Origin of the sequence: Pseudomonas poae (genome assembly GCA_028869255.1) — a bacterium.
Classification (GTDB): domain Bacteria; phylum Pseudomonadota; class Gammaproteobacteria; order Pseudomonadales; family Pseudomonadaceae; genus Aquipseudomonas; species Aquipseudomonas poae_C.
This window is the reverse complement of the sequence record CP110972.1, coordinates 548035-573703: the sequence shown is the minus strand read 5'-3', so window position 1 is coordinate 573703 and position 25669 is coordinate 548035. Positions and strand designations below refer to the sequence as shown.

The following is a 25669-nucleotide window of genomic DNA, read 5'->3' as shown; positions in this document are numbered from 1 at the left end:
CAGAGGGCCATATGCTCGCTTGTTGTGCACGGCATGACAAGCGCGGTGATTAGCCAGCTATCGGAACTGTCCCCCTTCCGAGCCTCAAAAACCGGCCGCCGTCTCTTGGCATAACTGGCTGGCCAGCATCCCCAGAGTCATCAGCGCCCGCTCTGCCTCGCGGTTCCACGGCGTGCCGCAGTTGAGGCGGATGCAGTGGTTGAACTGCTCGGTATTACTGAAGATCAACCCCGGCGCAATACTGATGCCCTGTTGCAGGGCACGCACGTGCAGTTCCTGGGTATTGACCCGCCCAGGCAAACTGACCCACAGGATAAAGCCACCGGTCGGACGGGTCATCTGTGTGCCTTCCGGAAAGTATTGCTGCACCGCCAACTGGAACGCGCTGAGGTTCTTACGGTATTCCTGGCGGATGTAGCGCAGGTGCCGGTCGTAGCCGCCGTTCTCCAGGTACGCCGCAACACCCATTTGCGTCACGCTGCATGCCGAATGGGTGCTGAACATCTGCAGTCGCTGGATTTCCTGCTGGTACTTGCCGGCGATCATCCAGCCGATGCGTACCCCGGGGGACAAGGTCTTGGAAAAGCTCGAGCAGTAGATGACCCGGTCCAGGCGGTCATAGGCTTTAAGCGCCTTGGTACGCCCCAGTTCGAACATCAGCTCGCCGTAGATATCGTCCTCGACAATCTGGATGTCGAAATCCGAGGCCAGGCGCAGCAATTGTTTCTGCCGCTCCTCGGGCATAGTGCCACCCAGGGGGTTGCTCAGGCGCGTGGTCAGCACCAGGGCCTTGATCGACCATTGGTTGGCCGCCAGTTGCAGGGCTTCCAGGCTCATGCCAGTGGACGGATCGCTGGGAATCTCGATTACCTTGAGGCCTAGCAGATCGGCCAACTGCAGCAAGCCGTAATAGGTCGGTGACTCTGCCGCAATCAAATCGCCGGGGCGCGTCAGCACCCGCAACGACATTTGCAGCGCATCCACGCACCCGTGGGTGATGACCACTTCGGAGGGGTCTACCACCACGCCCGCATCGCGCATGCGAATCGCAACCTGGCGGCGCAGTGGCTCGAAACCGGGGCTGAACATGTAACTGAACGCGCGCGGGCTCTGAAAACGCGTGACCTTGGCCAGTTGCTGGTGCAAGGCACGCACCGGCAAGTAGTCGACACTCGGCACGGCGGCGCCCAACGGAAATACACCTTCACGGCGCGACTCGCCCAATACCTGCTGAATGATGCTGCTGCGGGTGACCAACCCCGGGCGCTCGACCCGGGCGATGTCCGGCGTCGGCGCGGTCAGCGCCGGCGTCTGGTGCACGTAGTAGCCGGACTGCGGCCGCGCCCGGATCAGCCCCTGGTCTTCCAGGTTGGCGTAGGCCTGCAACACCGTGGCGTGGCTGACGTTGAGCTGCGAGCTCATCTTGCGCACCGAAGGCACGCGCTCACCCGGTTGATAGACACCGCGCCGGATGTCCTCAGCCAGTTGCTGGGCAATACGTTGGTAAAGCAACAGATTGGTCATGACGCAGCACTCGATTTCACGGGTATTTTATTTTTGTGTGAAACATACCGGCACAGTTTAGAAGTGTACGGGGACAGTTGCCACAATAGTCGAGCGCAGGCGGGAGTGACAGTAAAAACTGTGGGAGGGACGGTGCGACGATTCGACTTGCCCCCGATGGCGTTAGGTCAGTCAACCTCTTTGGTAACTGACACTCCCTCATCGGGGGCAAGTCGAATCGTCGCACCGCCCCTCCCACATTTTGATCTGTGCCAGGCTGCTAGCGGGCGGCGCCGAGTTGGCCCTTCGCGTCGGAGAACACGATCTCCACGCGACGGTTCTGCGCCCTGCCCCGCTCGGAGGCGTTGGCTTCCACCGGGTACTGGTCACCATACCCTTCGACCTGAATGCGTTTTTCGTCGACGCCCAGGTCCACCAGCACATCCGCCACCGATTGCGCACGGTCACGGGACAGCTTGAGGTTTTCCTGCTCGCCGCCGGTATTGTCGGCATAGCCCTCGATGCGCACCACACGCTTGGGGTTCAGTTGCAGGAACTGCACGATCTTCAGCACGGTGCGATTGGCCGAGTTTTTCAGCTCCGCGTCACCGGTGTCGAACAGCACATCGCCCAGGGTCATCACCAGGCCGCGATCGGTCTGGGTAGTGGCCAGGCTGGCGATCTGTTCTTCGAGCCATTTGCCCTGCTGCTGCACGCTGATCAGCTTGCTTTCACGCAGGGCTAGTTGCAGGCGCTGGCGCTCCAGCTCGAGCTTGGCGCCACGCTCCTGATTGAGCGCCTGTTCGGTGTGTTCACGGGCGATGGCGCTGTAGCGCTGGCTCAGATAGGCGTAGTGCACCACGTCCGCCCCGCTGCCCCAGTAACTGGACAAGCGATCGGCGCGGGCCAGGGACTCACCGGCGCGGATCACGTCCTTGGGCGCGATACGCAACACATTGGCGTCTTCCTTGACCTTCTGGAAGTCGCTGCCGGCCTGTTGCAGGGCCTGCTCGCTGTTCGGATGGCTGGCACAACCGCCCAGCACCGCACTGCCCAGCAGCACTGCACAGCTCAAACCACGAAACATCGGGCTCATTGGGCTTCTCCCAGTTGCAATTGCTTGCGCAGACGGGTGATGCGCGTGTTGAGCACGTTCAGTTGTTCCTGGCTCTTGCGGGTCAGCACTTGGGCTTCAGCCAGGCGCGCATCCAGCTCGGCCTGTTCGGCCTGCATGCGTGCGTCTTTGTAGGATTGGTCGGCCATGTCGGCCCTGGCCTGGGCGAATTTATCCTCGGCCAGTTTCAGTTCAGGCGATTCATCGGTGTTGGCACCCACGGCGTTGGCTTGGTCCAAGGCTTGCTGGGTGAGGCGAATTTGTTCATTCGGCGCAGGATCGGCTGCACATCCCGCCAGAGCGACAACGGCGAGGGCCGCGAAAAGAGGTCGAAGAGTCACTGAAAATCCCTACTTTGTTGGGGTGCCGACGGGTTGTTGCAATTGCGCTTTCCAACGTTCGAGATTGCGCTGCAGCGCGGCTTCCGTCACACCAGACCCGGGCAATTCTGTCATCTTTTTGGCGAGCTGTCCGCGCAACCACGGATCATTGCAGGCCGAGTTGTGGGAAATCGCCAGGTACAGGCCGGGCTGATCGATGGGTACGTCGCGGGCGACCAAGTCGTTGCTCATGCCCAGCGTCTGGGCCATGGCCATGCCGGAATAGCGCCCGGCCAGCACGTAATCCACTTCGCCCAGCAGCAGTTTCTGGAACGCCGGCGTCAGGCTGGGCAAACGCTGCAGGGTGAGTTGCTGGCCGGCAAAGGTTTCGAACTCACGGCTCAGGCGAGCACGCTCCGAGACCGCGCCCTTGTGGCCGTGCAGGTCGGCCGCCGTAGTGTAGGCCAGCGCGGAGTCCTTGCGCGTCCACACCAGGTAGTCGGTCTGCACCAGCGCCGGGTGGATGTAGTCGAGGGTTTCCAGTTCGCCCAGGTTCAGCGGCGCGTCGGCGAGAATGTCCATGCGCCCGCTGCGCACTTCGTCCAGGGCCAGGGAGCGTTTGCCGCCGTAGAGCAGGTCGACTTTAAGCCCCAGTTCCTTGGCCACTTGCTGCAACACATCCGCGGTGGCGCCGATCAGGTGCGTGGGGTCTTGAGGGTCACGCCAGAGTAACGGTGGTGCGTCCGGGCTGCCGGTGATCACCAGGCGCTCACATTTGCCGGCGGCGAAGGCCAGGCTCGGCAGCAACGTAAGGCCCAGCAGTAGGGTCCAGGGACGCAATTCCATGGCAAAGCTCTCCAGCAAGTCAAAAAAAGCCCGGTCACAAGACCGGGCTCTTTATAAGTGAAGCGACTGGATTAGACCAGCTTCTCCAACTCGGGCACAGCTTCGAACAAGTCCGCGACCAGGCCGTAATCCGCCACCTGGAAGATCGGTGCTTCTTCGTCCTTGTTGATCGCAACGATCACTTTGGAGTCTTTCATACCGGCCAAGTGCTGGATCGCGCCGGAGATACCGACGGCGATGTACAGCTGTGGCGCGACGATCTTGCCGGTCTGGCCGACCTGCATGTCGTTGGGTACGAAACCTGCGTCGACGGCCGCGCGGGAAGCGCCGACCGCAGCGCCGAGCTTGTCGGCCAGGGCGTACAGGTGCTTGAAGTTGTCACCGTTCTGCATGCCGCGACCGCCGGAAACGACGATTTTGGCAGCGGTCAGCTCAGGGCGATCCGACTTGGCCAGCTCTTCGCCAACAAAGCTGGAGGTGCCAGCGTCGTGGGCAGCAGCGACGGCTTCAACGGCAGCCGAACCACCTTCGGCGGCAACCGGGTCGAAACCGGTGGCACGCACGGTGATCACTTTGATCGCGGCAGTCGATTGCACGGTGGCAATGGCGTTACCGGCGTAGATCGGGCGCTTGAAAGTGTCGGCGCTTTCTACCGAAACGATCTCGGAGATCTGGTCAACGTCCAGCTGCGCGGCAACGCGTGGCAGGATGTTTTTGCCGTTGGAAGTGGCGGCAGCCAAAATATGGCTGTAGCCGGCGCCCAGCTCTGCTACCAGAGGGGCAACGTTTTCCGGCAACTGGTGAGCGTACGCGGCGTTGTCGGCCAGCAGTACTTTGCTCACGCCAGCGACTTTGGCGGCGGCCTCAGCCACGGCGCCAGCGCCTTGACCGGCGACCAGCACGTGAATGTCGCCACCGATTTTAGCGGCAGCGGCCACGGTATTCAGGGTGGCCGGGGCCAGTACCTTGTTGTCGTGTTCGGCGATTACGAGGATAGCCATGATCAGATCACCTTCGCTTCGTTTTTCAGTTTCTCAACCAGTTCAGCCACCGACTTGACCTTGATGCCCGCGCTGCGTGCAGCCGGCGCTTCGACTTTGACGGTCTTGTTGGTGGAGGCGGTGGAAACGCCCAGGGCTTCTGGAGTCAACGACTCAAGCGGCTTCTTCTTGGCTTTCATGATGTTTGGCAGGGACGCGTAGCGCGGCTCGTTCAAACGCAGGTCGGTGGTAACGATGGCCGGCAGTTTCAGCGAAACGGTTTGCGCGCCGCCGTCGATTTCACGGGTCACAGCGACGCTGTCGCCGTTCACTTCGACTTTGGAAGCGAAGGTGCCCTGGCCGTAACCGGTCAGTGCAGCCAGCATCTGGCCAGTCTGGTTGTTGTCGCTGTCGATCGCCTGTTTGCCGAGGATCACCAGTTGAGGCTGTTCCTTGTCGACAACGGCTTTGAGCAACTTGGCCACGGCCAGGGAGGTCAGCTCTTCAGCCGACTCAACCAGGATCGCGCGGTCGGCACCCAGTGCCAAGGCGGTACGCAGCTGCTCTTGAGCAGTGGTAGGGCCGATGGAAACCACAACGATTTCAGTCGCCACGCCTTTTTCTTTCAGGCGTACGGCTTCTTCCACAGCAATTTCACAGAAAGGGTTCATCGACATCTTGACGTTAGCAAGATCGACGCCGGAATTGTCCGCCTTGACGCGAACTTTCACGTTGTAATCGACAACGCGTTTGACAGCTACAAGAACCTTCATGGATTCCTCGTTACTCTCCGGTGAAAAGAAAGTCGCCTAGGCGAACCTGGCGGTTGATGCTCATCGGCACACAAGGGCACCTCCAAAAACGGCGGCGAATGACCTTGCTCACGGGAAATGATGACCGTTCGTCAGTGGTGACTGAGAGGTCATTCTTTATCGCGGCGTGTAAACTGCGCGCCGTTGTAGTGGCCCGCGTCACCCGTCTAGCTTTTGGACGTGCTCTTGAAACCTTCAGTCTGCCTACGGTAAGCGCAAAACCGACCGTATCTTGACCGGAACGCCTATTCTGGTCAATACGGCAAAATGGTCAGTCATAAGCCGCGTTGCTTTGATTTACCTAGCCTGCGGGCAATTCAAACAAACGTTTGTATTGGACGCTGCCAGTGGTCTATATATAATGCGCCACCTAGAGAGAAAGGTGGGTCTTGCCGTTGCCGCAAGACGACACCGAACCTCCACCCATTAGAAAAAAAGCCTGTTGAGCCTTGAGTAGGAGATAGCCTGTGGAACGCGAATACATGGAATTCGACGTGGTCATCGTCGGCGCTGGCCCGGCGGGCCTGTCCGCCGCCTGCCGATTGAAGCAGAAGGCCGCCGAAGCCGGTAAGGAAATCAGCGTCTGCGTGGTCGAGAAAGGCTCCGAAGTCGGCGCTCACATCCTTTCCGGTGCCGTGTTTGAACCCCGCGCCCTGAACGAACTGTTCCCGGACTGGAAGGAACTCGGCGCCCCGCTCAACACCCCGGTGGTGCGCGATGACATCTATGTACTGCGCAGCCCCGAGGCGTCCACCAAGGTGCCTGACTTCTTTGTGCCCAAGACTATGCACAACGAAGGCAACTACATCATCTCGCTGGGCAACCTGTGCCGCTGGCTCGCCCAGCAGGCCGAGAACCTGGGCGTGGAGATTTACCCAGGCTTCGCCGCCCAGGAAGCGTTGTTCGATGAAAACGGCGTAGTGCGCGGGATCGTCACCGGCGACCTCGGTGTCGACCGCGAAGGCAATCCGAAAGACGGCCTGTACACCCCGGGCATGGAACTGCGTGGCAAGTACACGCTGTTCGCCGAAGGTTGCCGTGGTCACATCGGCAAGCAACTGATCCAGCGCTTCAACCTGGACAGCGACGCCGACGCCCAGCACTACGGCATCGGCCTGAAGGAAATCTGGGAAATCGACCCGGCCAAACATCAGCCTGGCCTGGTGGTGCACACCGCCGGTTGGCCGCTGGACATCATGAGCGCCGAGAACACCGGCGGCTCGTTCCTCTATCACTTGGAAAACAACCAGGTGGTCGTCGGCCTGATCGTCGATCTGTCCTACAGCAACACGTTCCTGTCGCCGTTCGATGAGTTCCAGCGCCTCAAGCATCACCCGGTGCTGGCCCAGTACCTGGAAGGCGGCAAGCGCATCAGCTACGGCGCACGGGCCATCTGCAAAGGCGGACTGAACTCGCTGCCGAAGATGGTCTTCAAAGGCGGCGCGCTGATCGGTTGCGACCTCGGCACCCTGAACTTCGCCAAGATCAAAGGCAGCCACACGGCGATGAAGTCCGGCATGCTCGCGGCTGAAGCGGTAGCTGATCGCCTGTTCGCGGAATCCGAAGGCGGTGATGAACTGACCGCTTACGTCGACAGCTTCAAGTCAAGCTGGCTCTACGAAGAACTGTTCGCCAGCCGTAACTTCGGCCCGGCGATGCACAAGTTCGGCCCGATCATCGGTGCCGGCTTCAACTGGTTCGACCAGAACATCCTCGGCGGCAAAATGCCGTTCACCTTGCACGACACCAAGCCGGACTACGCCTGCCTGAAGCTCGCCAAGGACAGCAAGAAGATCAACTACCCAAAACCCGACGGCAAGCTGAGCTTCGACAAGCTGAGCTCGGTGTTCATCTCCGGCACCAACCACGAAGAAGAGCAGCCATGCCACTTGAAGCTCAAGGACGCGAGCATCCCGATCGGCACCAACCTGCCGCTCTACGATGAACCGGCGCAGCGCTACTGCCCAGCCGGCGTGTATGAAGTGGTGACCAAGGAAGATGGTGAGAAGCGCTTCCAGATCAACGCCCAGAACTGCGTGCACTGCAAGACCTGTGACATCAAGGACCCTTCGCAGAACATCACCTGGGTGACGCCGGAAGGCGCGGGCGGGCCGACTTACCCGAATATGTAAGTCATTGGCTTGACCAGAAGGCTCCCAGACGGGGGCCTTTTTTATGCCCGGCACCGATCAAATGTGGGAGCTGGCTTGCCTGCTCCCACATTGACTGTGTTACATCAGGCCGCCCGCTCTTCGCCCGGGTTACGCAAAAAGTAGCGCTTATATTCCCGACTGAACTGCGACGTACTCTGATACCCCACGCTGTGCGCCGCCTGCGCCACGCCCATGCCGTCGACCAACAGCAACTGCTGAGCCTTCAATAACCGCAGACGCTTCAGATACTGCACCGGCGACAACAAGGTGCAGCGCTTGAAATGCTCATGAAAGGTCGACGCACTCATGTGCGCATACCCCGCCAGGGTTTCGATATTCAGCGGTTCGGCGTAATGCGCATGCAGGTGATTCAACGACGTGGCGATCCGCGAAAACTGCCCCTGTTGCTCCACCAAGGCGCGCAACACATCGGCCTGCGGGCCGCGCAGCGCGGTGAACAATAATTCGCGCACCCGCGCCGGGCCCATGATCCGGCTTTCCAGCGGATCGTGCAGGCACTGCAACAGCCGCTCGACGCAGCCGCGCATCGCATCATCCAGCACCACCGAACTCATCGACTCCAGGGTCTGCGCGGCCGGCGGCGGGCCCGCCTGGATGCCCATGGCCATCACCAACTCGCCCAGCACCACGCGATCAATGCCGACGGTAACGCCATACAGCGGCGCATTCGGCAGGGCAAAGGTCTCGCATTCGAAGGGCACCGGCATCGCCTGGATCAGGTAATGCCCGGCGCCATATTCCAGGGTACGCGGGCCCAGATAGGCGACTTTGCTGCCCTGGGCGACGATCATCAGGCTCGGCTCGTAAATCTGCGGCCCACGCGCCACATCGCAGCTGGCGCGCAATACCTGCACGCCGGGCAGGTTCGTCGGGGAAAAACCGTCGCGGGGCGTAAGCCCCTTTATCAAGGCCACCAGCGTGGCGTTGGCGTCGAGATGGCGGGTCAACAACATAAAAGCAGTTCTCAGAAGTATTCAGACCGGAACATCCGCAAGCTTCAAGCCTCAAGCTGCAAGAGAGCGTGCAGTTTACAGCGTGCAGCTTAAGGCTTGACGCTTTTAGCGGCGCCTCCGGAGCTTTAGGCATGAGGTTCGGAGCAATCGCCATGGCCGCATCGGGGGGTGGCGCGGAGAATGGCCCGCCTTACCTGTCACTGCTTTTGCGAGGTTTTCCCCATGTACACCGCCATCGGTTATGCCGCCCAGTCGGCCACCACTCCCCTCGCCCCCATGTCGTTTGAACGCCGCAGCCCTCGCGCCGATGACGTGGCGATCGAGATCCTGTACTGCGGCGTGTGCCACTCCGATATCCACCAGGCACGCAACGAGTGGGGCATCGCCGTGTACCCGCTGATGCCGGGCCACGAGATCGTCGGCAAAGTCACTGCAGTCGGCGCCAGCGTCACCGCGCATAAAGTCGGCGACCTGGTCGGCGTGGGCTGCATGGTCGACTCGTGCCGTCACTGCGAAGCCTGCAAATCGGACCTGGAGCAATACTGCCTCGAAGGCCCGACCATGACCTACGCTACCCCGGACCGGGTTGATGGCAGCAACACCATGGGCGGCTACTCCGACAGCATCGTGGTCAGCGAACACTTTGTGGTGAAGATCCCGGCCAAGCTCGACCTGGCCAGCGCCGCGCCGATTCTGTGCGCAGGCATCACCACCTACTCGCCGCTCAAGCACTACGGCGTCAAGGCTGGCGATAAAGTCGGCATTCTGGGCATGGGCGGCCTGGGCCATATGGGCATCAAGTTCGCCAAGGCCATGGGCGCGGAAGTGACCCTGTTCACCCGCTCTGCAAGCAAGGCCGAGGAAGGCCGTCGCCAGGGCGCCGATCACGTGATCGTGTCCACCGACGCCGAGCAGATGAAAGCCGCCGCCGGCAGCTTCGACTTCCTGCTGGATACCATCCCGGTACAGCACGATCTGAACCCCTACCTCGACGTGCTGCGCTTTGACGGCGTGCATATCCTGGTCGGCCTGATCGAGCCGGTGGACCCACCGGTCCACGCCGGCAAGCTGGTGATGAGCCGCCGCGTACTGGCGGGGTCGCTGATCGGCGGCATTGCCGAAACCCAGGAAGTCCTGGATTTCTGCGCCGAGCATGACATCACCTGCGACATCGAAATGCTCGACATCCGCCAGATCAACGAGGCTTACGCCCGCATGATCGCCGGTGATGTGAAGTACCGCTTTGTCATCGACATGGCGACCTTGAAGGTCTGATCAGCCCTTCGCACCCAACTCCGCTGACAGCCGCGCTGCGACCTGTTTGATCACAGGGATCAGCTCGGCCATCTTCTCCAGCGGCATGTAGGGCACGGTACTGGCGATGCTGATGCCGGCGACGATTCGCCGGCTGGCATCGCGCACCGGTGCCGCCACGCAGCGGATCGACGGTTCGTTGTCTTCCAGATCGAAGGCGTAGCCTCCCACCACATACTCACGCATGCGCTGCTCGAACTGCGCCCAGGATTGTTCCGGGTGCTGCGGCCATTGCAGGTTTTTCCCACCCACCGGCTGGCTGACTTCGTACAAGCGTTGCCACTCCTCCACCGTGTCATCCAGCAGTAACGCCTTGCCGATACCGGTGCGCGCCAACGGCATGCGGTGGCCGACCCGCGAGCGCATTTCCGGGCCGTTACGGCCGGGGTTCTTGTGCAGGTAGAGCACGTCGTCGTACTCGCGAATGGCCAGGTGGATGGTGTCGCCGGTCAGCGCCGACAACTCATCCAGATACGGAATGGCCAGGGTCACCAATGGCAGCTCTTCGCGGGCCTGAAAGCCCAGCTCGATCAGCTTGGGGCCCAACAGGTAGCCGACCTGCGGCACCACGCGCAGGTAACGCTCCTCCACCAGGCAACTGGCCAGGCGGTGGGTTGTGCTGCGGGTGGTGCCGATGCGCCGGGCGATCTCTTTCAAGTCGCGTGCACCAGCCGCCACCGCCTGCACCACGCCCAGGCCACGCAGCAGGGTCTGGGTGCCGGTGGGCGCGGCGTCTTTGACGGGGGTGTGGGCGTTTTCCTGCATATCGGGCCTATAAGTGTAAAAGCGGGGGCATTATGACAAATACCGAAGGTCAGCACAGCGCAGATCCTAAGGTGGGAGCGGGCTTGCTCGCGAATGCGGTGTGTCAGTCAACCCACCTGTTTTTGACAGACCGCATTCGCGAGCAAGCCCGCTCCCACATTGGATTTTCTGTGTTGTTTAGACCGAGCTTTTATCGCTGTTTCATACGGTCGATAATCACCGCCAGCAACAGGATCGAACCCCGGATCACGTACTGGTAGAAGGTGTCGATGTTCTTCAGGTTCATCGCGTTCTCGATGATCGCCAGAATCAGCACCCCGGCAATCACATGGCGGATCATGCCGATGCCGCCGCTCAGCGACACACCACCCAATACACAGGCCGAAATCACCGTGAGCTCGAAGCCCTGACCAATCATCGGCTGGCCCGAGGTCATGCGTGACGCAAGGATCACCCCCGCCAGCGCGCCGATCAGGCCGTGCACGGCAAAGATGATGATCTTGGTTCGATCAACGTTCACCCCGGCCAACAGCGCCGCCTCCTGGTTACCGCCGATGGCCATGGTGTTGCGCCCGTAGGTGGTGTAGTTGAGCAACCAGCCGAAGAACACAAAGCACAGCACGGTGATGATGATCGGCACCGGCACGCCCAGCAGTTGGCCGTTGCCGAACACGAAGAAGCGCTCATCCATCACCCCTACGGCCTTGCCGTTGGAAAAGATATAGGCCAGGCCGCGCACGATCTGCATGGTCGCCAAGGTCGCGATCAGCGCGTTGATGCGCAATTTGGCGATGACGATGCCATTGATCAGCCCCACCACCAGGCCCATGGCCAACGCCGCCGATACGCCGAGCACCACGCTGTCGGTGTCGCGAATCACGATCCCCGCCACCACCCCGGCACAGGCAATCACCGAGCCCACCGACAAGTCGAAGTGCCCCGACGCCAGGCAGAACAACATGGTGCAGGCGGCGATGCCGACCGTGGAAATCGCCAGGCCCAGCCCGCGCATGTTCAGTGGCGAGAGGAAGTTGTCGATAAACACGGCGCTGAGCACAAAGATGCTCAATGCTGCCAGCAGCATCACCCAGTCATCGAGGAACTTGCGCTGGTTGAAACCCGGCCAGAAGCCCTTTGCAGTTTTTACCTGAGACATACCCAAACCCTCTTGTTCTTCAAGCCCGCGAACGCGGGAGCGCCAGTTGCAGCAGCCGTGCTTCATCCGCTTGATCGCGGTCCAGTTCGCCGGTCAGGGCGCCTTCGCTCATCACCAGGATGCGGTCGGAAATACCCATCACTTCCATCAGGTCGCTGGACACCACGATCACCGCAATGCCGCTGGCCGCCAGGTTATGGATGATCTGGTAGATCTCCGACTTGGCGCCGATATCGATGCCACGGGTCGGTTCGTCCAGCAGCAGCACCTTCATCGGCATCGACAGCCAGCGGCCCAAAATCGCCTTTTGCTGATTGCCGCCCGACAGGTACATGATTTTCTGTTCGGCATTCGGCGTTTTGACTTTCATCGCCTTGATCTGCTGGTTGGCGTTGCCCTTTTCCCAGCCGTCACGCAGCAGCCAGCCAAATGTGGAATGGGCGCCACGCGCGCTGATATTGATGTTTTCGGCCACGCTGGACAGCGGGATGATCCCTTCTTTCTTGCGGTCTTCCGGGCACAGCAACACGCCGGCGGCGATAGCATCGCGGGGTGAATGCAGCTGCAGTTTTTGCCCGCATAGCTCAAGGCTTCCAGCGGTGCTGCGATTCAAACCGCTGAGCAAACGAAACAGCTCGGTTCGCCCGGCGCCGACCAACCCGAACAGCCCGAGAATCTCGCCCTTGCGCACTTGAAAACTGACCGGCTCGCGCAAGCCAGGCCCCAGCAAACCCTCGACCTTGAGGGCGACCTCGCCGTGCTCACGCGGGCGGTAGTCGTAGATGTCCTGGATATCGCGGCCGACCATGCAGGTCACCAGTTGGTCGTGGGTCAGCGCGCTCATGTCGTCGAAGGTGCGCACGTAGCGGCCGTCCTTGAACACCGTGACGGCGTTGCATATGCGGAACACTTCTTCCATGCGATGCGACACGTAAAGCACCACTTTGCCCTCATCGCGAAGGCGCGTGATGATCGCCATCAGCCGGTCGATTTCCCGTGCAGACAAGCTGCTGGTCGGCTCATCAAAGGCAATCACATGCGCGCCACGCGACAGTGCCTTGGCGATTTCCACCAGTTGGCGCTGGCCCAGGGACAGGCGCCCAAGCTTCTCATCCGGGTCGATTTCATCGGCGAGCCCCTTGAGGCACGCCAGCGCCTGCTTGCGCAGCAGGCCGCGATTGACCACGCCGAAGCGCGTCGGCAAATGCCCGAGAAACAGGTTCTCGGCCACGCTCATTTCCGGCACCAGGTGCAACTCCTGGTGGATCACCGCCACGCCGCTGGCAATGCTGTCGGCGGCGGATTTGAAGTCCATGGTCTGGGCGCCGATCTGCAACGTGCCGCTGCTCGGCAGGTAGGCGCCACCGAGGATTTTCAACAGCGTCGACTTGCCGGCGCCGTTCTCGCCCATCAGCGCGTGCACCTCACGCGGCCGCGCTTCAAAGCTGATCTGCGCCAGGGCTTTTACACCGGGAAACTCCTTGCCGATGCCGTTGAAACGCAGGGCCGCGCCGCTCATTTCCACAGACCGATTTTGCTCAACTCTTCCTTGAAGTTGGCGCGGGTGATCAGGGTGACGTTGTCCAGGGCGGTGAACTTGGCCGGCTCAGTGCCTTTGGTGACCCACTCGAACATCGCGCTGGCGGTTTTATAGCCCGACGCGTCAGGGCTCAGCAGCATTGAGCCGTAGAAGCCGGTATCGGATTTTTTCAGTTCCTCGATGGCGTCGGTGCCGTTGATACCCACCCCGATCACATTGGCCGCCTTGAAGCCGGCGCTTTCAGTGGCGCGCACGCCGCCCAGTACGGTGCTGTCGTTCATGCCGCCGATCAGCAGGTTTTTCGCGCCGCTCGGCAGTTTCACCAGGGCCGAGTTGGTGGCGTCCATGCTGCCGGGTACGTCGAGGGTTTTCTGTGCGCTGAACAGGATATGGTCAGCCGGCAGGCCGGCGGCCTTGAGCCCTGCGACCGAGCCGTCGGTGCGTTTTTTACCGGTTTCGAGCTCGTCGAAGGTGTTGATCACGGCGTAGGTTTCTTTCCAGTCCCAGCCACGTTTTTTTGCTTCAGTGGCCATGGCTTCGCCTTGTTTCTGGCCGATTTTGTAGGCGTCCAGGCCGACGTAAGGCACGTCTTCCATAGGCTTGCCTTTGGCGTCGACGAAACGGTCGTCCACTGCCAACACCTTGAGGTTATTGAGCTTGGCCTTGGCCATGATCGCCGGGCCCAGGGACACGTCCGGCGGGCAGATCACAAAACCCTTGGCGCCGTTGGCGGCCAGGGTGTCGATGGCCGACAGGGTTTTCTCACCATCGGGCACGGCGATCTTGATCACGGTGAACCCCTGGTCCTTGCCGGCTTTTTCGGCGAAGGCCCATTCGGTCTGGAACCAGGGTTCTTCGGCTTGCTTGACCAGGAAGCCGATCTTCACTTCTTCGGCAGAGACGACCCCGCTGAAGGCCATCGTGAGCGCCAGGGCGCCGAGTGTCTTCTTGAACATGAACCACCTCTTCTTGTTATCGAAAAATCTTAGTCGTGGTACATCACAGAACGCCCGCCATCGATCATCAGGCAGGTTGCATTGATAAAGGGCGCCTCGTCAGTCGCCAGAAACAGTGCCGTCATCGCCACCTCGACCGGCTGGCCGATGCGTTTGGGCGGGTGCAGGTCGAACGCACGCTGGCGCTCGGCATGCGGGTCGGGAAAACCGTTCCAGTAATCGACATTCAGCTGGGTTTCGATATAGCCCGGGGCGATGGCATTCACGCGGATGCCCTTGGGCGCGTATTCGATACCGAGGGCGCGGGTGAGGCCGAGCAGGCCGTGCTTGGCCACCGGGTACGGGAAGCAACCGGGGATGATGTGGCTGGAATGGGTGGAGGCGATATTGATGATGTTGCCGATGCCTTGCTCGATCATGTGCGGCAGCACCGTGCGGCAGCCGAACCAGGCGCCGTCGAGGTCGATGGCGAAGCAGCGGCGCCAGTCCTCGTCGGTCATCTCCAGCGGGTCACGGAACACATTCACCCCGGCGCAGTTGACCAGCACATCCACCCGGCCGAAGCGCTCGATGGCCAGGTTGACCAGCGACTGCCATTGATCCTTGGAAGTGATGTCGCAGCCTTGCGCGACAATCTCGGCGCCGCGTTCGCGCCAGTGGGCGGCGACTTTCTCGACTTTTGCGGCCTGGATATCCGCGATCACCAGGCGTGCCTGCTGGGCCTGGAAGCAGGCGACGATCGCCTCGCCAATGCCCTGGGCGGCGCCGGTGATGATCACCACTTTGTTTTTCAGCCGCTCGCCGTAAGTCGGCTCGGGCACGGCGGGTAATGCCAACGGTTGGGGCTGCATCGCTTCACCTGTTTTATTTTTGGTAGTGAGTGCTGATGCAGCCGACTATAAACCCATCATTTGAAATATCTCAATATATAAATTTGCATCCCATATATTGAGCTAAAAACAAAAAAATGTGGGAGCGGGCTTGCTCGCGAATACGGTTATTCAGCCAATGATTTATTGACTGACACACCGCATTCGCGAGCAAGCCCGCTCCCACATTTGCTCTACCGTGTTTGGCTAGCCGAGGGCGAAGTCGCGCAGCGCATCGCCTTCCATGCGATAGCGCACCCATTCCTCCTGCGGCTGGGCGCCGATGGATTTGTAGAAGGCAATCGCCGGCTCGTTCCAGTCCAGCACACTCCACTCGAAGCGGCCGCAACCGTTGTCGCAGGCGATCTTGGCCAAATGGCGCAACAGCTTCTTGCCGGCGCCGCCACCGCGTTGTTCCGGGTTGATGTACAGGTCTTCGAGGTACAGGCAGTTGCTGCCGAGCCAGGTGGAATAGCTGAAAAAGAACACGGCAAAACCGATCGGCAAACCGTCCCGCGAACAGATCAGGCCATGGGCAGTGGCGCCCTCGCTGAACAGGCTGCGTTCGATATCCACCACACTGGCGATCACTTCATGCCGGGCTTTCTCGTACTCGGCAAGCTCGGTGATAAAAGCCAGGATTTGCGCAGCATCGCTGGGCACGGCGGGGCGAATCTCGATGGACATGGGTGCGCCTTGGGCAATTTCAAAGCCCACATACTAAAGCGGTTTGATGACGAGTTGCAGCGCAATTTCGTGGTCACCGGCACACAAAATCTTACAGGTGACGCAAGACCGTTCGTCGCCATCCAGGCACGAACGCGTGGGCCGGGCTGACCAATAGAGGGTAAGGACATTAATCATATGGAGACACCCCCATGAAGAATTCCAAGTTTGCCGCCCTCGCCCTCACCGGCCTGTTGTCTGCTGCGTCGCTGAGCGCGTTTGCCGCCAGCTCGACCACCGGGCCTACCGACCCGACGCCTGACGCCACCACCGAGTCGCAGAAATCCATGGGCACCGGACTCGACACCAATGGCGGCGCGATTATCCAACCGGGCGCCGACCCCCGCACCCAGGGTAACGACACCCAACGCCAGGCACCGGCTGCCGTGGGTAACGGCAAGATGGGTCCGTCGATCAATCAGCCCAACATCAACAAGGGCGATGACTCGAACGTGCCTGGCGCGCCAAAACAGCCTGCGCCTTGAGGCCTCGATAGCCAAACGAACACCCGATCATTTCCCAGTGAAGAGGTACGCATGAACGTCGATAGAAACCTTGAAAAAGAAGTCCTCACCCGCCTGCTGCACGCCCACCCGAACGGCCTGGGCAAGGAGGTGCTGGATAACTACCGCGGTGAAAAGGAGGTCGCCAGTGTCTTGGCGTTTCTGCAAGACCGCGGGCTTATCAAGGATGGGCATGTGACCACCGACGACGCCGGTGAATATTCGTTGAACCTGCCGATCAAACTGACCGCCTCCGGTGTGGATGAGGCGCGCAAGCTGGAAGGTGAAGGTTCTCGTTCCAACTGACGTGACAAAACTCATGTGGGAGCGGGCCTGCCCGCGATAGCGGGCCTGCCCGCGATAGCGGAATGTCAGTCAGCCCATTTGGAACTGACCCACCGCATTCGCGGGCAAGCCCGCTCCCACATTTTTTGGCCGGTGTTTATTCGGCGAGCAATGCGTCGACTTCAGGGGTGCCAGGTGAGGTTGCCGGGCCCCAGCGCGTCACCGCCAGTGCAGCCGCCGCATTCGCTCGGCGTGCCGCTGCAGCCGGTGTCAGGCCATTGGCCAACCCGGCGATAAACACGCCCGCATGGGCATCCCCGGCGCCATTGCTGTCCACGGCCTTTACCTTGAATCCGGGCACATGCTCTATCTCATCCGCACGCCCTACCCAGCAGCCATTCGGCCCATCGCGTACCACCAGCAGCGTTTCGGCTGGCAGATGCCGGCTCAGCTCGGGCAGCGCGGCGCCAATGTCCGCCGCAGCGGTGAACGCCAGGGCTTCGGGGCCATTGCTGGTCCAGATGTCAATGCGCGGCAATAACGCACGCATCAAGGCCGAGTCCGGCGCCTTGACCAACGGGCCCGGGTCGAACACCACCACGATCTCCCGGGGCAACGCGAGCAGCCAGTCGATCAGCGGCTGCGCCTTGCCCTCCAGCAGCAGGCTGTAGCCGCTGACATACACATAGTCGTCTGCCTGCGGCAGCACACTGGCCAAGTCCTCGGCACTCAGCTCACCCTCGGCCCCGATATGGGAGATGAAGGTGCGCTCAGTGGTGGCTTCGGTCAGCGACACGCACAAACCGGTGTCCTTGCCGCTGCTGGCCGCCAGGGCCATTTCAACGCCCTCGGCCTGCATCGCCGCACGGGCGAGGTCACCGAAGCGCCCGGGGCCGTGACGGCCCAGGTAGACCACCGGCAAGCCATTGCGGCGCGCGGCGGCCATCACGTTGAAGCCTCCGCCGGCTTCGAAGCTGGCGGAGTGCGCCAGTACGTCGCCGCCGGTCGCGGGCAAGGTGTCGAGGGCCATGACCAGGTCGATGATGACCTGGCCGGTGTGCAGCAATCTAGACATTGGGGCTCTCTACTAAAGCCGGACGACGGTCAGCCGCGCCGCCCAGTACCGCATAAATCCCGCCGGCTACCAGGAAGGTGACGATCCAGCCCAGGCCGTTGTGGCCCAGCCAGGAGTCGGACAAAGGCCCGGCGAACCAGATGTTTTCGGCGGTAGTGCCGATGGTGGTGAAGCTGAAACCCAGCACGATGGCCACGGCCCACGCGCCGAAGGCACGCCATTCCACACCGCCGCGATACCAGTAGAGGCTGCTTGGGCTCACATCCAGCAAGTCTTTGGGGCTGTAGTAGTGACGATGGATCAGGTCGACCACGAAGATCCCGACCCACGCGGTGATCGGCACTGCCAGCAGCGAGATGAAGGTAATGAACGGGCCGTAGAAACTGTCGGCGATCAGCATGAAGTAGATAGAGCCGGCAAAGATCGCCACGATATCGACGATCACCGCGTGTACGCGCTTGACCTTCAACCCGAGGGTCAAGGTGGTGAGACCGGCCGAGTACACCGACAGGTTATTGGACAGCAGCAGCCCGCCAAACGCGGTGATCAGGTACGGCACGGCCATCCAGGTCGGCAGCATGTCGCGGATCGCGATGATCGGGTCCGTGGCCGAGGCCAGGTCGTTGTTGCCCACCGACAACAGGCCGCCGAGGGTGATCAGCAGCACCAGCGGAATGCCCGCGCCAAATGCGGCAGACGCCACCAGGCGCACGGCCTTGACGCTGCGGTGCTGGTAGCGCGACATATCTGCACCGGCGTTGGCCCAGCCAATACCGGTACCGGCCGCCATGGTGCCGACGCCGATGATCATCGCGCTCAGCGGCGCCGGGGTGGCGTTGAACACCGCGCTCCAATCGATGGTGGCGCAGAGGAAGCCGCCGACCAGGATATTCAGTGCGCCGAATACATAAGTCGCCCACTTCTGGATCACCAGCAAGGTGGCGTGGCCCAGGCCGGAAACGGACAGGGTCAGCAGCACGAAGATGGCGATGAAGATCAGGGTCAGCAGCGGTGCGCTTTTGGCCTCGACCGGCGAGCCGAACAGGATCGAACACAACGACAGCAGCACGAAGGCGGCGGTGGTGGTATTGACGGTTTCCCAGCCCAGGCGCGACATCAGCGACACCAGGGTCGGCCCGATATTGCCGCGCACGCCGAAGATGGCACGGGACAGCGTCAGGCTGGGTGCCCGCCCACGACGACCGGCAATCGAGATGATGCCCACCACCGCAAAGGAACCGGCGGCGCCGAGGATCGCCACGATGACCGCCTGCCAGATGGCCAGGCCACGAAACGCCACCAAGGTCGCGCCCAGCGGCAAGCCGAGGATGCTGATATTGGCCGCGAACCACACCCAGAACAGTTGCAGCGGATGGCCGTTGCACTCGCTTTCAGGGACCGGCTCGATACCGCGTGTTTCCAATTGCCCAGCGCTTTGGCCGGAAGAAGTGCTGCTCATGGGGGTGCTCCTGATGCCTGTATTGTTGTGGTTGTGGCAGATAGTCAAAGCTTTAACCGGTCGTCCTGACTCAATGCGGTCGGTGTAGGAGCTGGCTTGCCTGCGATGGCGGTGTAGTGACTGCTACACCGCCATCGCAGGCAGCCAGCTCCCACACTCTTGATCTGTGGTGCTCAGCGCAATTCAAGCAGCCCTTGAACCAGTGGCTGCAAATCAAGGTGATTCACGGTTTTGACCTGTTCGATCATCGCCTCAGGCCAGCACTGCATCCCCAGACACGCGCCCAACATGGCGCCGAGGATCGCGGCGATGGTGTCGGTATCGCCGCCGAGGCTGGCGGCCAGGCACACGGCTTCAAAGGCACTCAATGCGCCCACCGCCACTTGCTGGGCGAGGGCAAACGACACCACCACCGACTCCTGGGAGGCGACGGAGGTGCCGATCAATTCGTACAGCAGGTCGGCAAACAGCGCTTTGTCGCCGCTGCCGACACTTAAGGTCCGCGCCCAACTGATGCGTGTGGAAATGCGTCCACCGGCAATCCAATGGCCATGGCTTTCCGCTTGCTGAGCGATCTGCGTACCGATGTTGAGCGCTTCCCCCAAGTCCACGCCGTTGATGCCGGCCGACACCACCGCCGCCACCGCTGCCGCGCTGGAGATACCCAACGAGGTGTTATGAGTCACCTGACACGCCTGGATCACTGCCTGGATAAACCCAGCAGGGTCGCTGACATCGGCCGCAATCCCCACCGGCGTGATGCGCATGGCCGCGCCATTGGTGGTGCCGTAGCGCCCGGATTCTTCCGGGGTGTGGCCGGCGAGGATCATGTCGATTGCACGTTTGGTGGACGGGCCGAGCAAATCCTGGGAGCCCTTGGCGCGCATCACCGCTTCCCAGTCGATCAGGCGTTGGGCGAGTACGGTCGGCTCGATCTTGCCCTGGCCTTCCACCAGCAGCTCACCCACCAGGATTGCCTGCTCGGTATCGTCAGTGATGGAACCGGCCGGCATGTTCGGCGCGATCGGCTGGTCGCCGTCGGCATCTTCCAGGGCGGTAATGGCGCCGAAGCGCACCCGGACTTGCTCACGGCTCAAGGACTGGGTGGGCATGCCCAGGGCATCGCCCAACGCCAAGCCGTAGAAGGCACCGAGTGCGCGATTTTGCAGAGTCATTTCGAAGTTCCAAACGGGAGGTGCAGGCGAAAGTGCAGAGGGTCGAGCAAGCTTTCGACGTACTCCATAAAGCGTTCGCGGCGGTCGAAGGTGGTGCGCGAGGCTTTGAGAAACACAGTGCCGGCCGGGCGACCGAGCAGCTCGGCGTCTTCATCGCTCAAGGGCTCGGCGCCGATCCACTGGTCACCTTCGGCGCCCACGTAGCCATAGGCGGCCAGGGTAATAGTCAGGGAATCGTCGATCAGGCCGACGCGCGGCAAGCTTTCCAAGCCACCGGAGGCGGGCATCAGCGAGCGCTCCAGCGACACGGCCGTGCCGTCGGTGGTGCGCCGGCGGCGGTCGAGGGCAATGAATTGGTCGCTGCCGAAGCGGCTGAGCAAGTCGGGGCGGGTCACGGCTTCCAGGCGCAGGATATCGGTGATCACCAGTGCGCCGGTATCGGCCAGGGCCTGGGCCCAGCCGCTGCGTTGGTCGAGCACCATGCCGTCAAACGTGACGATGGAGCCAACGCCGCTCTGGGTGGCGATGTAATTGCGGCGTTTAAGCTCGGCAAGGGCTTCGCGCAAGGTGCCTCGGCTGACCGCAAACTCTTCGGCCAATTGATGCTCGCCCGGCAGCAGGAAACCGTCGGCCATCACTCCCCCCTCGATACGGCGGATGAGCTCGTCGACGACGCGTTTTTTCTTATCAAATCGAACATGTCTAATCATGTACAAATTGATAACCGAAAGCGCCTGATGACAGCAAGCGAATTATTTCAGGGAGATAAAAAAATCGGCCTCAGGGCTCCAGGCCGATACGGAAAAACTCGCCGCCGCTCCATACGCCAAGCCAGTTCTGACCGTTGATCGGACGGCTCACCGCCAACTCGACCAATTGGTAAAACACGTTGCGATGTACCAGCGCTTCGAGGTTGGTGCGCACCCGCAGATAGGGCGACGGTTCCTGGGTGACCGGGTCGATCACCACCCGCAATGGGTGTTCGATATCGGCCTGGATGTGCTCGTCGACGTTAGTGGTAAACCGCAGCACTTGGCTTTCGCCCTGGCCTTCGACTTCCAGGGTAACCGCGACAAACGGCGCGTCATCGACGCTGATGCCGACTTTTTCCACGGGGGTGACCAGGAAATACTCATCGCCATCGCGGCGGATGATGTTGGAGAACAGCTTGACCATCGGCTTGCGCCCGATCGGTGTGCCTTGGTAGAACCAGGTGCCGTCGCGGGCGATGCGCATGTCGATAGTGCCGCACAAATCCGGGTTCCACAGATGCACCGGCGCCGGCCCCTTGCCCTTGGGCAGTTGCGCCAACAGATCATTGGCCTTGGCGGAATCGGTCATGGGAATCTCCTGTTGCTTACTGATCGCTCATGCCCAGCAAGCCTCGGGCGTATTGCGCCAGGGGGCGGGCAATCAGATCTTGTGGCCTGTTGTCGTGGAACGTCAGTAAACCGCCACGACTGCGAATACGCGCAGTATCAATCAAATACTGGGTGCTGGTCTCGATCAACATGATCTGGATCACCCCGCTGTCGAGGCCGACGCGGTCGAGGGCCTGCTGGTCGGTCCACTCGTCGGCATTGCCGATACGGTCATCCGCCGCAGCAAATCGGCAATACAACAGGTAGTGAGCGCCGGCCGCACGGGCTTCGGACATCGCCTGCTCCAGACCTTCGGGCTGGCGGGCGCGGCGCACCATGGGGAAATATTCGACGAAGCCGTTGAAGGCCTCCTCAGCCACCACGTTGGGTCGCGGGTAGGCACTGCCCGGCGGCACAAAGGCGCCTGGGCGATAAACACAAAGGAGTCCGGCTGTATGCGAACCGAGGCGGTACGACGGGTATCGCTGTGGTCGAGCAACCCGGCGTCGCTCATCTGATAACGGGTGCCTTCGGCCATATCGCTGACGGTCATGCAACCACTCAGCGTCAACGACGCCAGCAACAAAACCAGACTACGCATCCTAATCCTCCAGAAGCCGGTGACGGAAAACCGGCGAATGGGCACGAGATGCAGAATCCGCGCCACTCAGCAGCGCCTCAAATCAAATGTGGCAGCGGGCTTGCTCGCGAAAGCGGTGGCTCAGTCGATATTTCTGCTGACTGACACTCCGTCTTCGCGAGCAAGCCCGCTCCCACATTGGGCTAAGTGCGGTCTCAGCCGCCGATGATTTTCATGATGGTGGCACCGCCGGAGAAAGCCACTTCCTGCTTGTCACCCAAGGCTTTCATCAGCAAGCCCTGCAAGGCCGGCAATGCCTGGTGACGCGGTTGGTCGAGCAGGTCGCCGACATAGTGACGGTTACTCGACGACAGGCAGCCATGCAACCAACCGGTGGACGACAGGCGCAGCCGCGAACAGGTGCGGCAGAACGGCACGCTTTCGTTGGCGATCACACCGAAGAAGCCTTTACCCGGCACTTCATAGCGCACCGCCGTAGCATCCACCGGCGCGTTGGCTTGCAGGTATTCGTGGTGTTCGCCGATCAGGCTGAGCAGTTGTTGCAGGCTGACGAATTGCTGCAGGAACGCATTGGAGTCCTTGGCCAGGTGGCCCATGCGCATCAGCTCGATAAACCGCAGCTCGTAGCCACGCTCCAGGCAGTAGTCGAGCAGCGGCATCACCTGGTCCAGGTTCTGGCCACGCAGCGGCACCATATTGACCTTGATTTTGATCCCCGCCGCTCGCGCCTGGTCCATACCGTCGAGTACGGTGGCCAGGTCGCCACCACGGGCGATGCTGCGGAAGGCGTCGGCATCCAGGGTGTCGAGGGAGACGTTGATCCGGCGAATCCCGGCATCCACCAGCAGCGGCAATTTGCGCGCAAGCAGTTGGCCGTTGGTGGTCAGGCTGATATCACTGAGGCCCATCCCCCCAACGGCGCCCATGAAGGCTTCCAGTTTGGGGCTGACCAGCGGCTCACCGCCGGTGATGCGCAAGCGCTCAATACCCGCTGCCTCTATCAGATAGGCCACGCCACGCGCCATGGCCTCGGCCGAGAGTTCGTCCTGGGCAGCCACCAACCGCTTGCCGTTCGGCACGCAGTAGGTACACGCGTAATTGCAGGCTGAGGTCAGGCTGATCCGCAAATTGCGAAAACGCCTGCCTTGACGATCAACGATCATGGATCACTCCGGCAGAGGATGATTCGGGCACGCTAAAAGCTGACCTATAAATCAGCTTTTAGCAAGATCCTTGCCTGAGTATATTCCTGGGGTACTGCACCTGGCTGTAAATAATCAGCTGGCAGGCGTTTCGACGGGAGGCTGTGGCAGCTCCGTACTGTGCTTGCGCTTGTTACCCATGCGCACGCCGATGTCCATCAGGAATTGGAAGAAACCTTCCTGATCTTCCAGCACATTACTCCAGAACGGCGAGTGGTACAGCGCTACGGCGCCGTGCACCAAAGCCCACGCGGCGCAGTAGTGGAAATACGGTGGCACGTCTTCGAGCTTGCCTTCGCTAATACGGCCCTTGATCAGCAGGGTCAGGCGTTCGAAGTTCGAAGCACGGATCTTGTGCAGCTCCTCGACCATTTCCGGCACCTGATGGCCTTTAACCACCTTCTCTTCCAGGCGGTCGAACAGTCGGTAGCGCTGCGGGTCACGCATGCGGAACTCGAAGTAGGCACGCGACAGCGCCTCCTTGTCCTTGTCGACGTCAGCCGAGTGCAGCAGCTCGTTCAGGTCGCGCTCGTAGTCGAGCATCAGGCGCAGGTAGATTTCGGCCTTGGACTTGAAGTGCTTGTAGATCGTGCCTTTGCCGATACCCACGGCATCCGCAATCATCTCGACGGTGACACTGTCTTCACCTTGTTCGAGGAACAACTTGAGTGCGGTGTCGAGAATTTCCTGCTCACGGCGGCGAAACTCACGGACCTTACGGGGTTCTTTGTGCATGAGGAAGAGGTCTGCAGAGGTCGGAATTAGGGAGGGTTGCGCAGGGCCACGGATACGTGGCGATACGATTTACCCGATGCGAGGGATTATCCCGACTGAACGGTCGTTGGGCAACGCCTATGTGAACCCGCAACGCACTTTACTTTCAGCACGCCAACGAATTCATTGGTTCCAGTCAGAAATAATACGCAACAACTATCGCTGCGCACCCGTTCAATGAGAACTCAAGCGAAGCGCGCGTATTCCAAATCTGTTTAAAAAACGATCAGATGCGACTGGACTGAATGGGATACTGATCAATACTTGAACTGTCGGCGTGGCATCTCCCCCAAGTGACGCGTCGACCTGGGTACCGACGGACTGCGTGCCCTTGTTTTACTCCTAATGGTCTTAACCCGGATTCACCCCCCAGAACCCGGGTTTTTTTTGCCTGCGATTTGAGCGGCTCAGCCAGCCACGCGGGCCAAGGGAAACAGACGCTTGAAGTTTTCGGTGGTCTGCTCAGCAAAGCGCTCGTAGGACTCGCCACGCAGCATCGCCAGATAATCCGCCACATCGCGCACGTATTCCGGCAGGTTCGGCTTGCCACGATGGGGAATCGGCGCCAGGTACGGCGAATCGGTTTCCACCAGCAGGCGGTCGGCCGGCACCTGGCGCGCCACGTCGCGCAGCGCATCGGCATTGCGGAAGGTGACAATGCCCGACAAGGAAATGTAAAAGCCCAGGTCCAGGGCGGCCTTGGCCATGTCCCAATCCTCGGTGAAGCAATGCAGCACACCGGCTTGGGGCAATGCGGCTTCACGCAGCAGGGTCAGGGTGTCGGCGCGGGCGCCACGGGTGTGGACGATCACCGGCTTGCCGGTTTGCTGGGCGGCTTGCAGGTGCAGGCGGAAAGACGCCTGCTGCAGTTCGGCGGCCTCCGGCTCGTAGTGGTAGTCCAGGCCGGTTTCGCCAATCGCCACCACCCGCGGGTGGTTGAGCTCGCCGAGCAGCCAGTCGAGGGCCGGGGCTTCGCCGGGCTTGAGGTCCAGCGGGTGGATACCCACCGAGCAATCCACGTCGGCATAGCGCTCAGCCAGGGCTTTGACATCGGCTGCGTTCTCGGCGCTCACGCCGATGCACAGGAAGTGCCCTACCCCGCGCTGGCGGGCGGCTTCGAGGGCGGCGTCGAGGGAGCCGCCGTGCTGGGCAAGGTCGAGGCGATCAAGGTGGCAATGGGAATCTACGAGCATAAGAATTTACAAC

At 61.2% G+C, this 25669-nt stretch carries 25 protein-coding genes and 1 pseudogene; 4 read left to right on the top strand and 22 right to left on the bottom strand.

Annotated elements, in window-relative coordinates:
• Positions 1-84 precede the first annotated feature (84 nt).
• The 6 genes from LRS56_02730 to LRS56_02705 all read right to left on the bottom strand — a co-directional run bounded on the left by LRS56_02730 (position 85) and on the right by LRS56_02705 (position 5536).
• On the bottom strand, positions 85-1524 hold the full coding sequence (locus tag LRS56_02730; protein ID WDU63495.1) for a PLP-dependent aminotransferase family protein: 1440 nt from the start codon (positions 1522-1524) through the stop codon (positions 85-87).
• Between the two features lie 259 nt (positions 1525-1783).
• Positions 1784-2599 carry an OmpA family protein gene (locus tag LRS56_02725; protein WDU63494.1) on the bottom strand — a complete coding sequence of 272 codons (816 nt, stop codon included), beginning with the start codon at positions 2597-2599 and terminating at the stop codon, positions 1784-1786.
• Complete coding sequence (locus tag LRS56_02720; GenBank protein WDU63493.1) at positions 2596-2958, bottom strand: DUF4398 domain-containing protein; 363 nt, start codon at positions 2956-2958, stop codon at positions 2596-2598. The genes LRS56_02725 and LRS56_02720 overlap by 4 nt, the downstream gene beginning before the upstream one ends.
• Positions 2959-2967: 9 nt before the next feature.
• A complete protein-coding gene (locus LRS56_02715) occupies positions 2968-3783 on the bottom strand; it encodes a transporter substrate-binding domain-containing protein (protein WDU63492.1) in 816 nt (271 codons plus the stop codon).
• Positions 3784-3854: 71 nt separating this feature from the next.
• On the bottom strand, positions 3855-4784 hold the full coding sequence (locus LRS56_02710; GenBank protein ID WDU63491.1) for an FAD-binding protein: 930 nt from the start codon (positions 4782-4784) through the stop codon (positions 3855-3857).
• A 2-nt stretch (positions 4785-4786) separates the two neighbouring features.
• Complete coding sequence (locus LRS56_02705) at positions 4787-5536, bottom strand: electron transfer flavoprotein subunit beta/FixA family protein (protein ID WDU63490.1); 750 nt, start codon at positions 5534-5536, stop codon at positions 4787-4789.
• Positions 5537-6042: 506 nt separating this feature from the next.
• Between LRS56_02705 and LRS56_02700 the strand changes: the two genes are divergently transcribed.
• The gene (locus tag LRS56_02700) at positions 6043-7707 is read left to right on the top strand and encodes an electron transfer flavoprotein-ubiquinone oxidoreductase (GenBank protein ID WDU63489.1); all 1665 of its coding nucleotides are present in this window, start codon (positions 6043-6045) and stop codon (positions 7705-7707) included.
• Between the two features lie 104 nt (positions 7708-7811).
• Here LRS56_02700 and LRS56_02695 read toward each other — a convergent pair whose 3' ends face one another.
• Positions 7812-8702 (bottom strand): AraC family transcriptional regulator, encoded by an 891-nt coding sequence (locus LRS56_02695; protein ID WDU63488.1) that lies wholly within the window; start codon positions 8700-8702, stop codon positions 7812-7814.
• A 222-nt stretch (positions 8703-8924) separates the two neighbouring features.
• Between LRS56_02695 and LRS56_02690 the strand changes: the two genes are divergently transcribed.
• Positions 8925-9977: an NAD(P)-dependent alcohol dehydrogenase gene (locus LRS56_02690; GenBank protein ID WDU63487.1), complete on the top strand. Its 1053-nt coding sequence runs from the start codon at positions 8925-8927 to the stop codon at positions 9975-9977.
• Here the strand turns inward: LRS56_02690 and LRS56_02685 are convergent, their stop codons facing one another.
• The 6 genes from LRS56_02685 to LRS56_02660 form a co-directional block, all read right to left on the bottom strand.
• The gene (locus LRS56_02685) at positions 9978-10781 is read right to left on the bottom strand and encodes an IclR family transcriptional regulator (GenBank protein WDU63486.1); all 804 of its coding nucleotides are present in this window, start codon (positions 10779-10781) and stop codon (positions 9978-9980) included.
• A gap of 190 nt (positions 10782-10971) precedes the next feature.
• On the bottom strand, positions 10972-11937 hold the full coding sequence (araH, locus tag LRS56_02680) for an L-arabinose ABC transporter permease AraH (GenBank protein ID WDU63485.1): 966 nt from the start codon (positions 11935-11937) through the stop codon (positions 10972-10974).
• 19 nt (positions 11938-11956) lie between these two features.
• Positions 11957-13456, bottom strand: a complete 1500-nt coding sequence (gene araG / locus LRS56_02675) for an L-arabinose ABC transporter ATP-binding protein AraG (protein ID WDU63484.1) — start codon at positions 13454-13456, stop codon at positions 11957-11959.
• Positions 13453-14433: a substrate-binding domain-containing protein gene (locus LRS56_02670; protein WDU63483.1), complete on the bottom strand. Its 981-nt coding sequence runs from the start codon at positions 14431-14433 to the stop codon at positions 13453-13455. Before LRS56_02670 ends, araG begins: the two co-directional genes overlap by 4 nt.
• 29 nt (positions 14434-14462) lie before the next feature.
• Entirely contained in the window at positions 14463-15284 is an 822-nt protein-coding gene (locus tag LRS56_02665; GenBank protein WDU63482.1) for an SDR family oxidoreductase, read from the bottom strand.
• A 225-nt stretch (positions 15285-15509) separates the two neighbouring features.
• Positions 15510-15989: a GNAT family N-acetyltransferase gene (locus LRS56_02660; protein WDU63481.1), complete on the bottom strand. Its 480-nt coding sequence runs from the start codon at positions 15987-15989 to the stop codon at positions 15510-15512.
• Positions 15990-16180: 191 nt separating this feature from the next.
• Between LRS56_02660 and LRS56_02655 the strand changes: the two genes are divergently transcribed.
• Together LRS56_02655 and LRS56_02650 are read left to right on the top strand one after the other, a co-directional pair.
• Complete coding sequence (locus LRS56_02655) at positions 16181-16513, top strand: hypothetical protein (protein ID WDU63480.1); 333 nt, start codon at positions 16181-16183, stop codon at positions 16511-16513.
• 51 nt (positions 16514-16564) lie between these two features.
• The gene (locus LRS56_02650) at positions 16565-16837 is read left to right on the top strand and encodes a hypothetical protein (GenBank protein ID WDU63479.1); all 273 of its coding nucleotides are present in this window, start codon (positions 16565-16567) and stop codon (positions 16835-16837) included.
• A gap of 136 nt (positions 16838-16973) precedes the next feature.
• Here the strand turns inward: LRS56_02650 and LRS56_02645 are convergent, their stop codons facing one another.
• From LRS56_02645 to LRS56_02605, 9 genes and pseudogenes are all read right to left on the bottom strand, one after another.
• Positions 16974-17891, bottom strand: a complete 918-nt coding sequence (locus tag LRS56_02645; protein WDU63478.1) for a PfkB family carbohydrate kinase — start codon at positions 17889-17891, stop codon at positions 16974-16976.
• Positions 17884-19350, bottom strand: coding sequence for a cytosine permease (locus LRS56_02640; protein WDU63477.1), 1467 nt, complete (start codon positions 19348-19350; stop codon positions 17884-17886). The genes LRS56_02645 and LRS56_02640 overlap by 8 nt, the downstream gene beginning before the upstream one ends.
• Before the next feature lie 173 nt (positions 19351-19523).
• Complete coding sequence (locus LRS56_02635) at positions 19524-20525, bottom strand: ADP-ribosylglycohydrolase family protein (GenBank protein ID WDU63476.1); 1002 nt, start codon at positions 20523-20525, stop codon at positions 19524-19526.
• On the bottom strand, positions 20522-21235 hold the full coding sequence (locus LRS56_02630; GenBank protein WDU63475.1) for a GntR family transcriptional regulator: 714 nt from the start codon (positions 21233-21235) through the stop codon (positions 20522-20524). Before LRS56_02630 ends, LRS56_02635 begins: the two co-directional genes overlap by 4 nt.
• Positions 21236-21305: 70 nt before the next feature.
• A complete protein-coding gene (locus LRS56_02625) occupies positions 21306-21866 on the bottom strand; it encodes a DUF1285 domain-containing protein (protein WDU63474.1) in 561 nt (186 codons plus the stop codon).
• Between the two features lie 16 nt (positions 21867-21882).
• Positions 21883-22487: pseudogene (locus LRS56_02620) on the bottom strand (DUF4823 domain-containing protein).
• Positions 22488-22681: 194 nt separating this feature from the next.
• Positions 22682-23650, bottom strand: coding sequence for a radical SAM protein (locus tag LRS56_02615; GenBank protein ID WDU63473.1), 969 nt, complete (start codon positions 23648-23650; stop codon positions 22682-22684).
• Positions 23651-23764: 114 nt separating this feature from the next.
• Positions 23765-24424, bottom strand: coding sequence for a TetR/AcrR family transcriptional regulator (locus tag LRS56_02610; GenBank protein ID WDU63472.1), 660 nt, complete (start codon positions 24422-24424; stop codon positions 23765-23767).
• Between the two features lie 446 nt (positions 24425-24870).
• Entirely contained in the window at positions 24871-25656 is a 786-nt protein-coding gene (locus LRS56_02605; GenBank protein WDU63471.1) for a TatD family hydrolase, read from the bottom strand.
• Positions 25657-25669 lie beyond the last annotated feature (13 nt).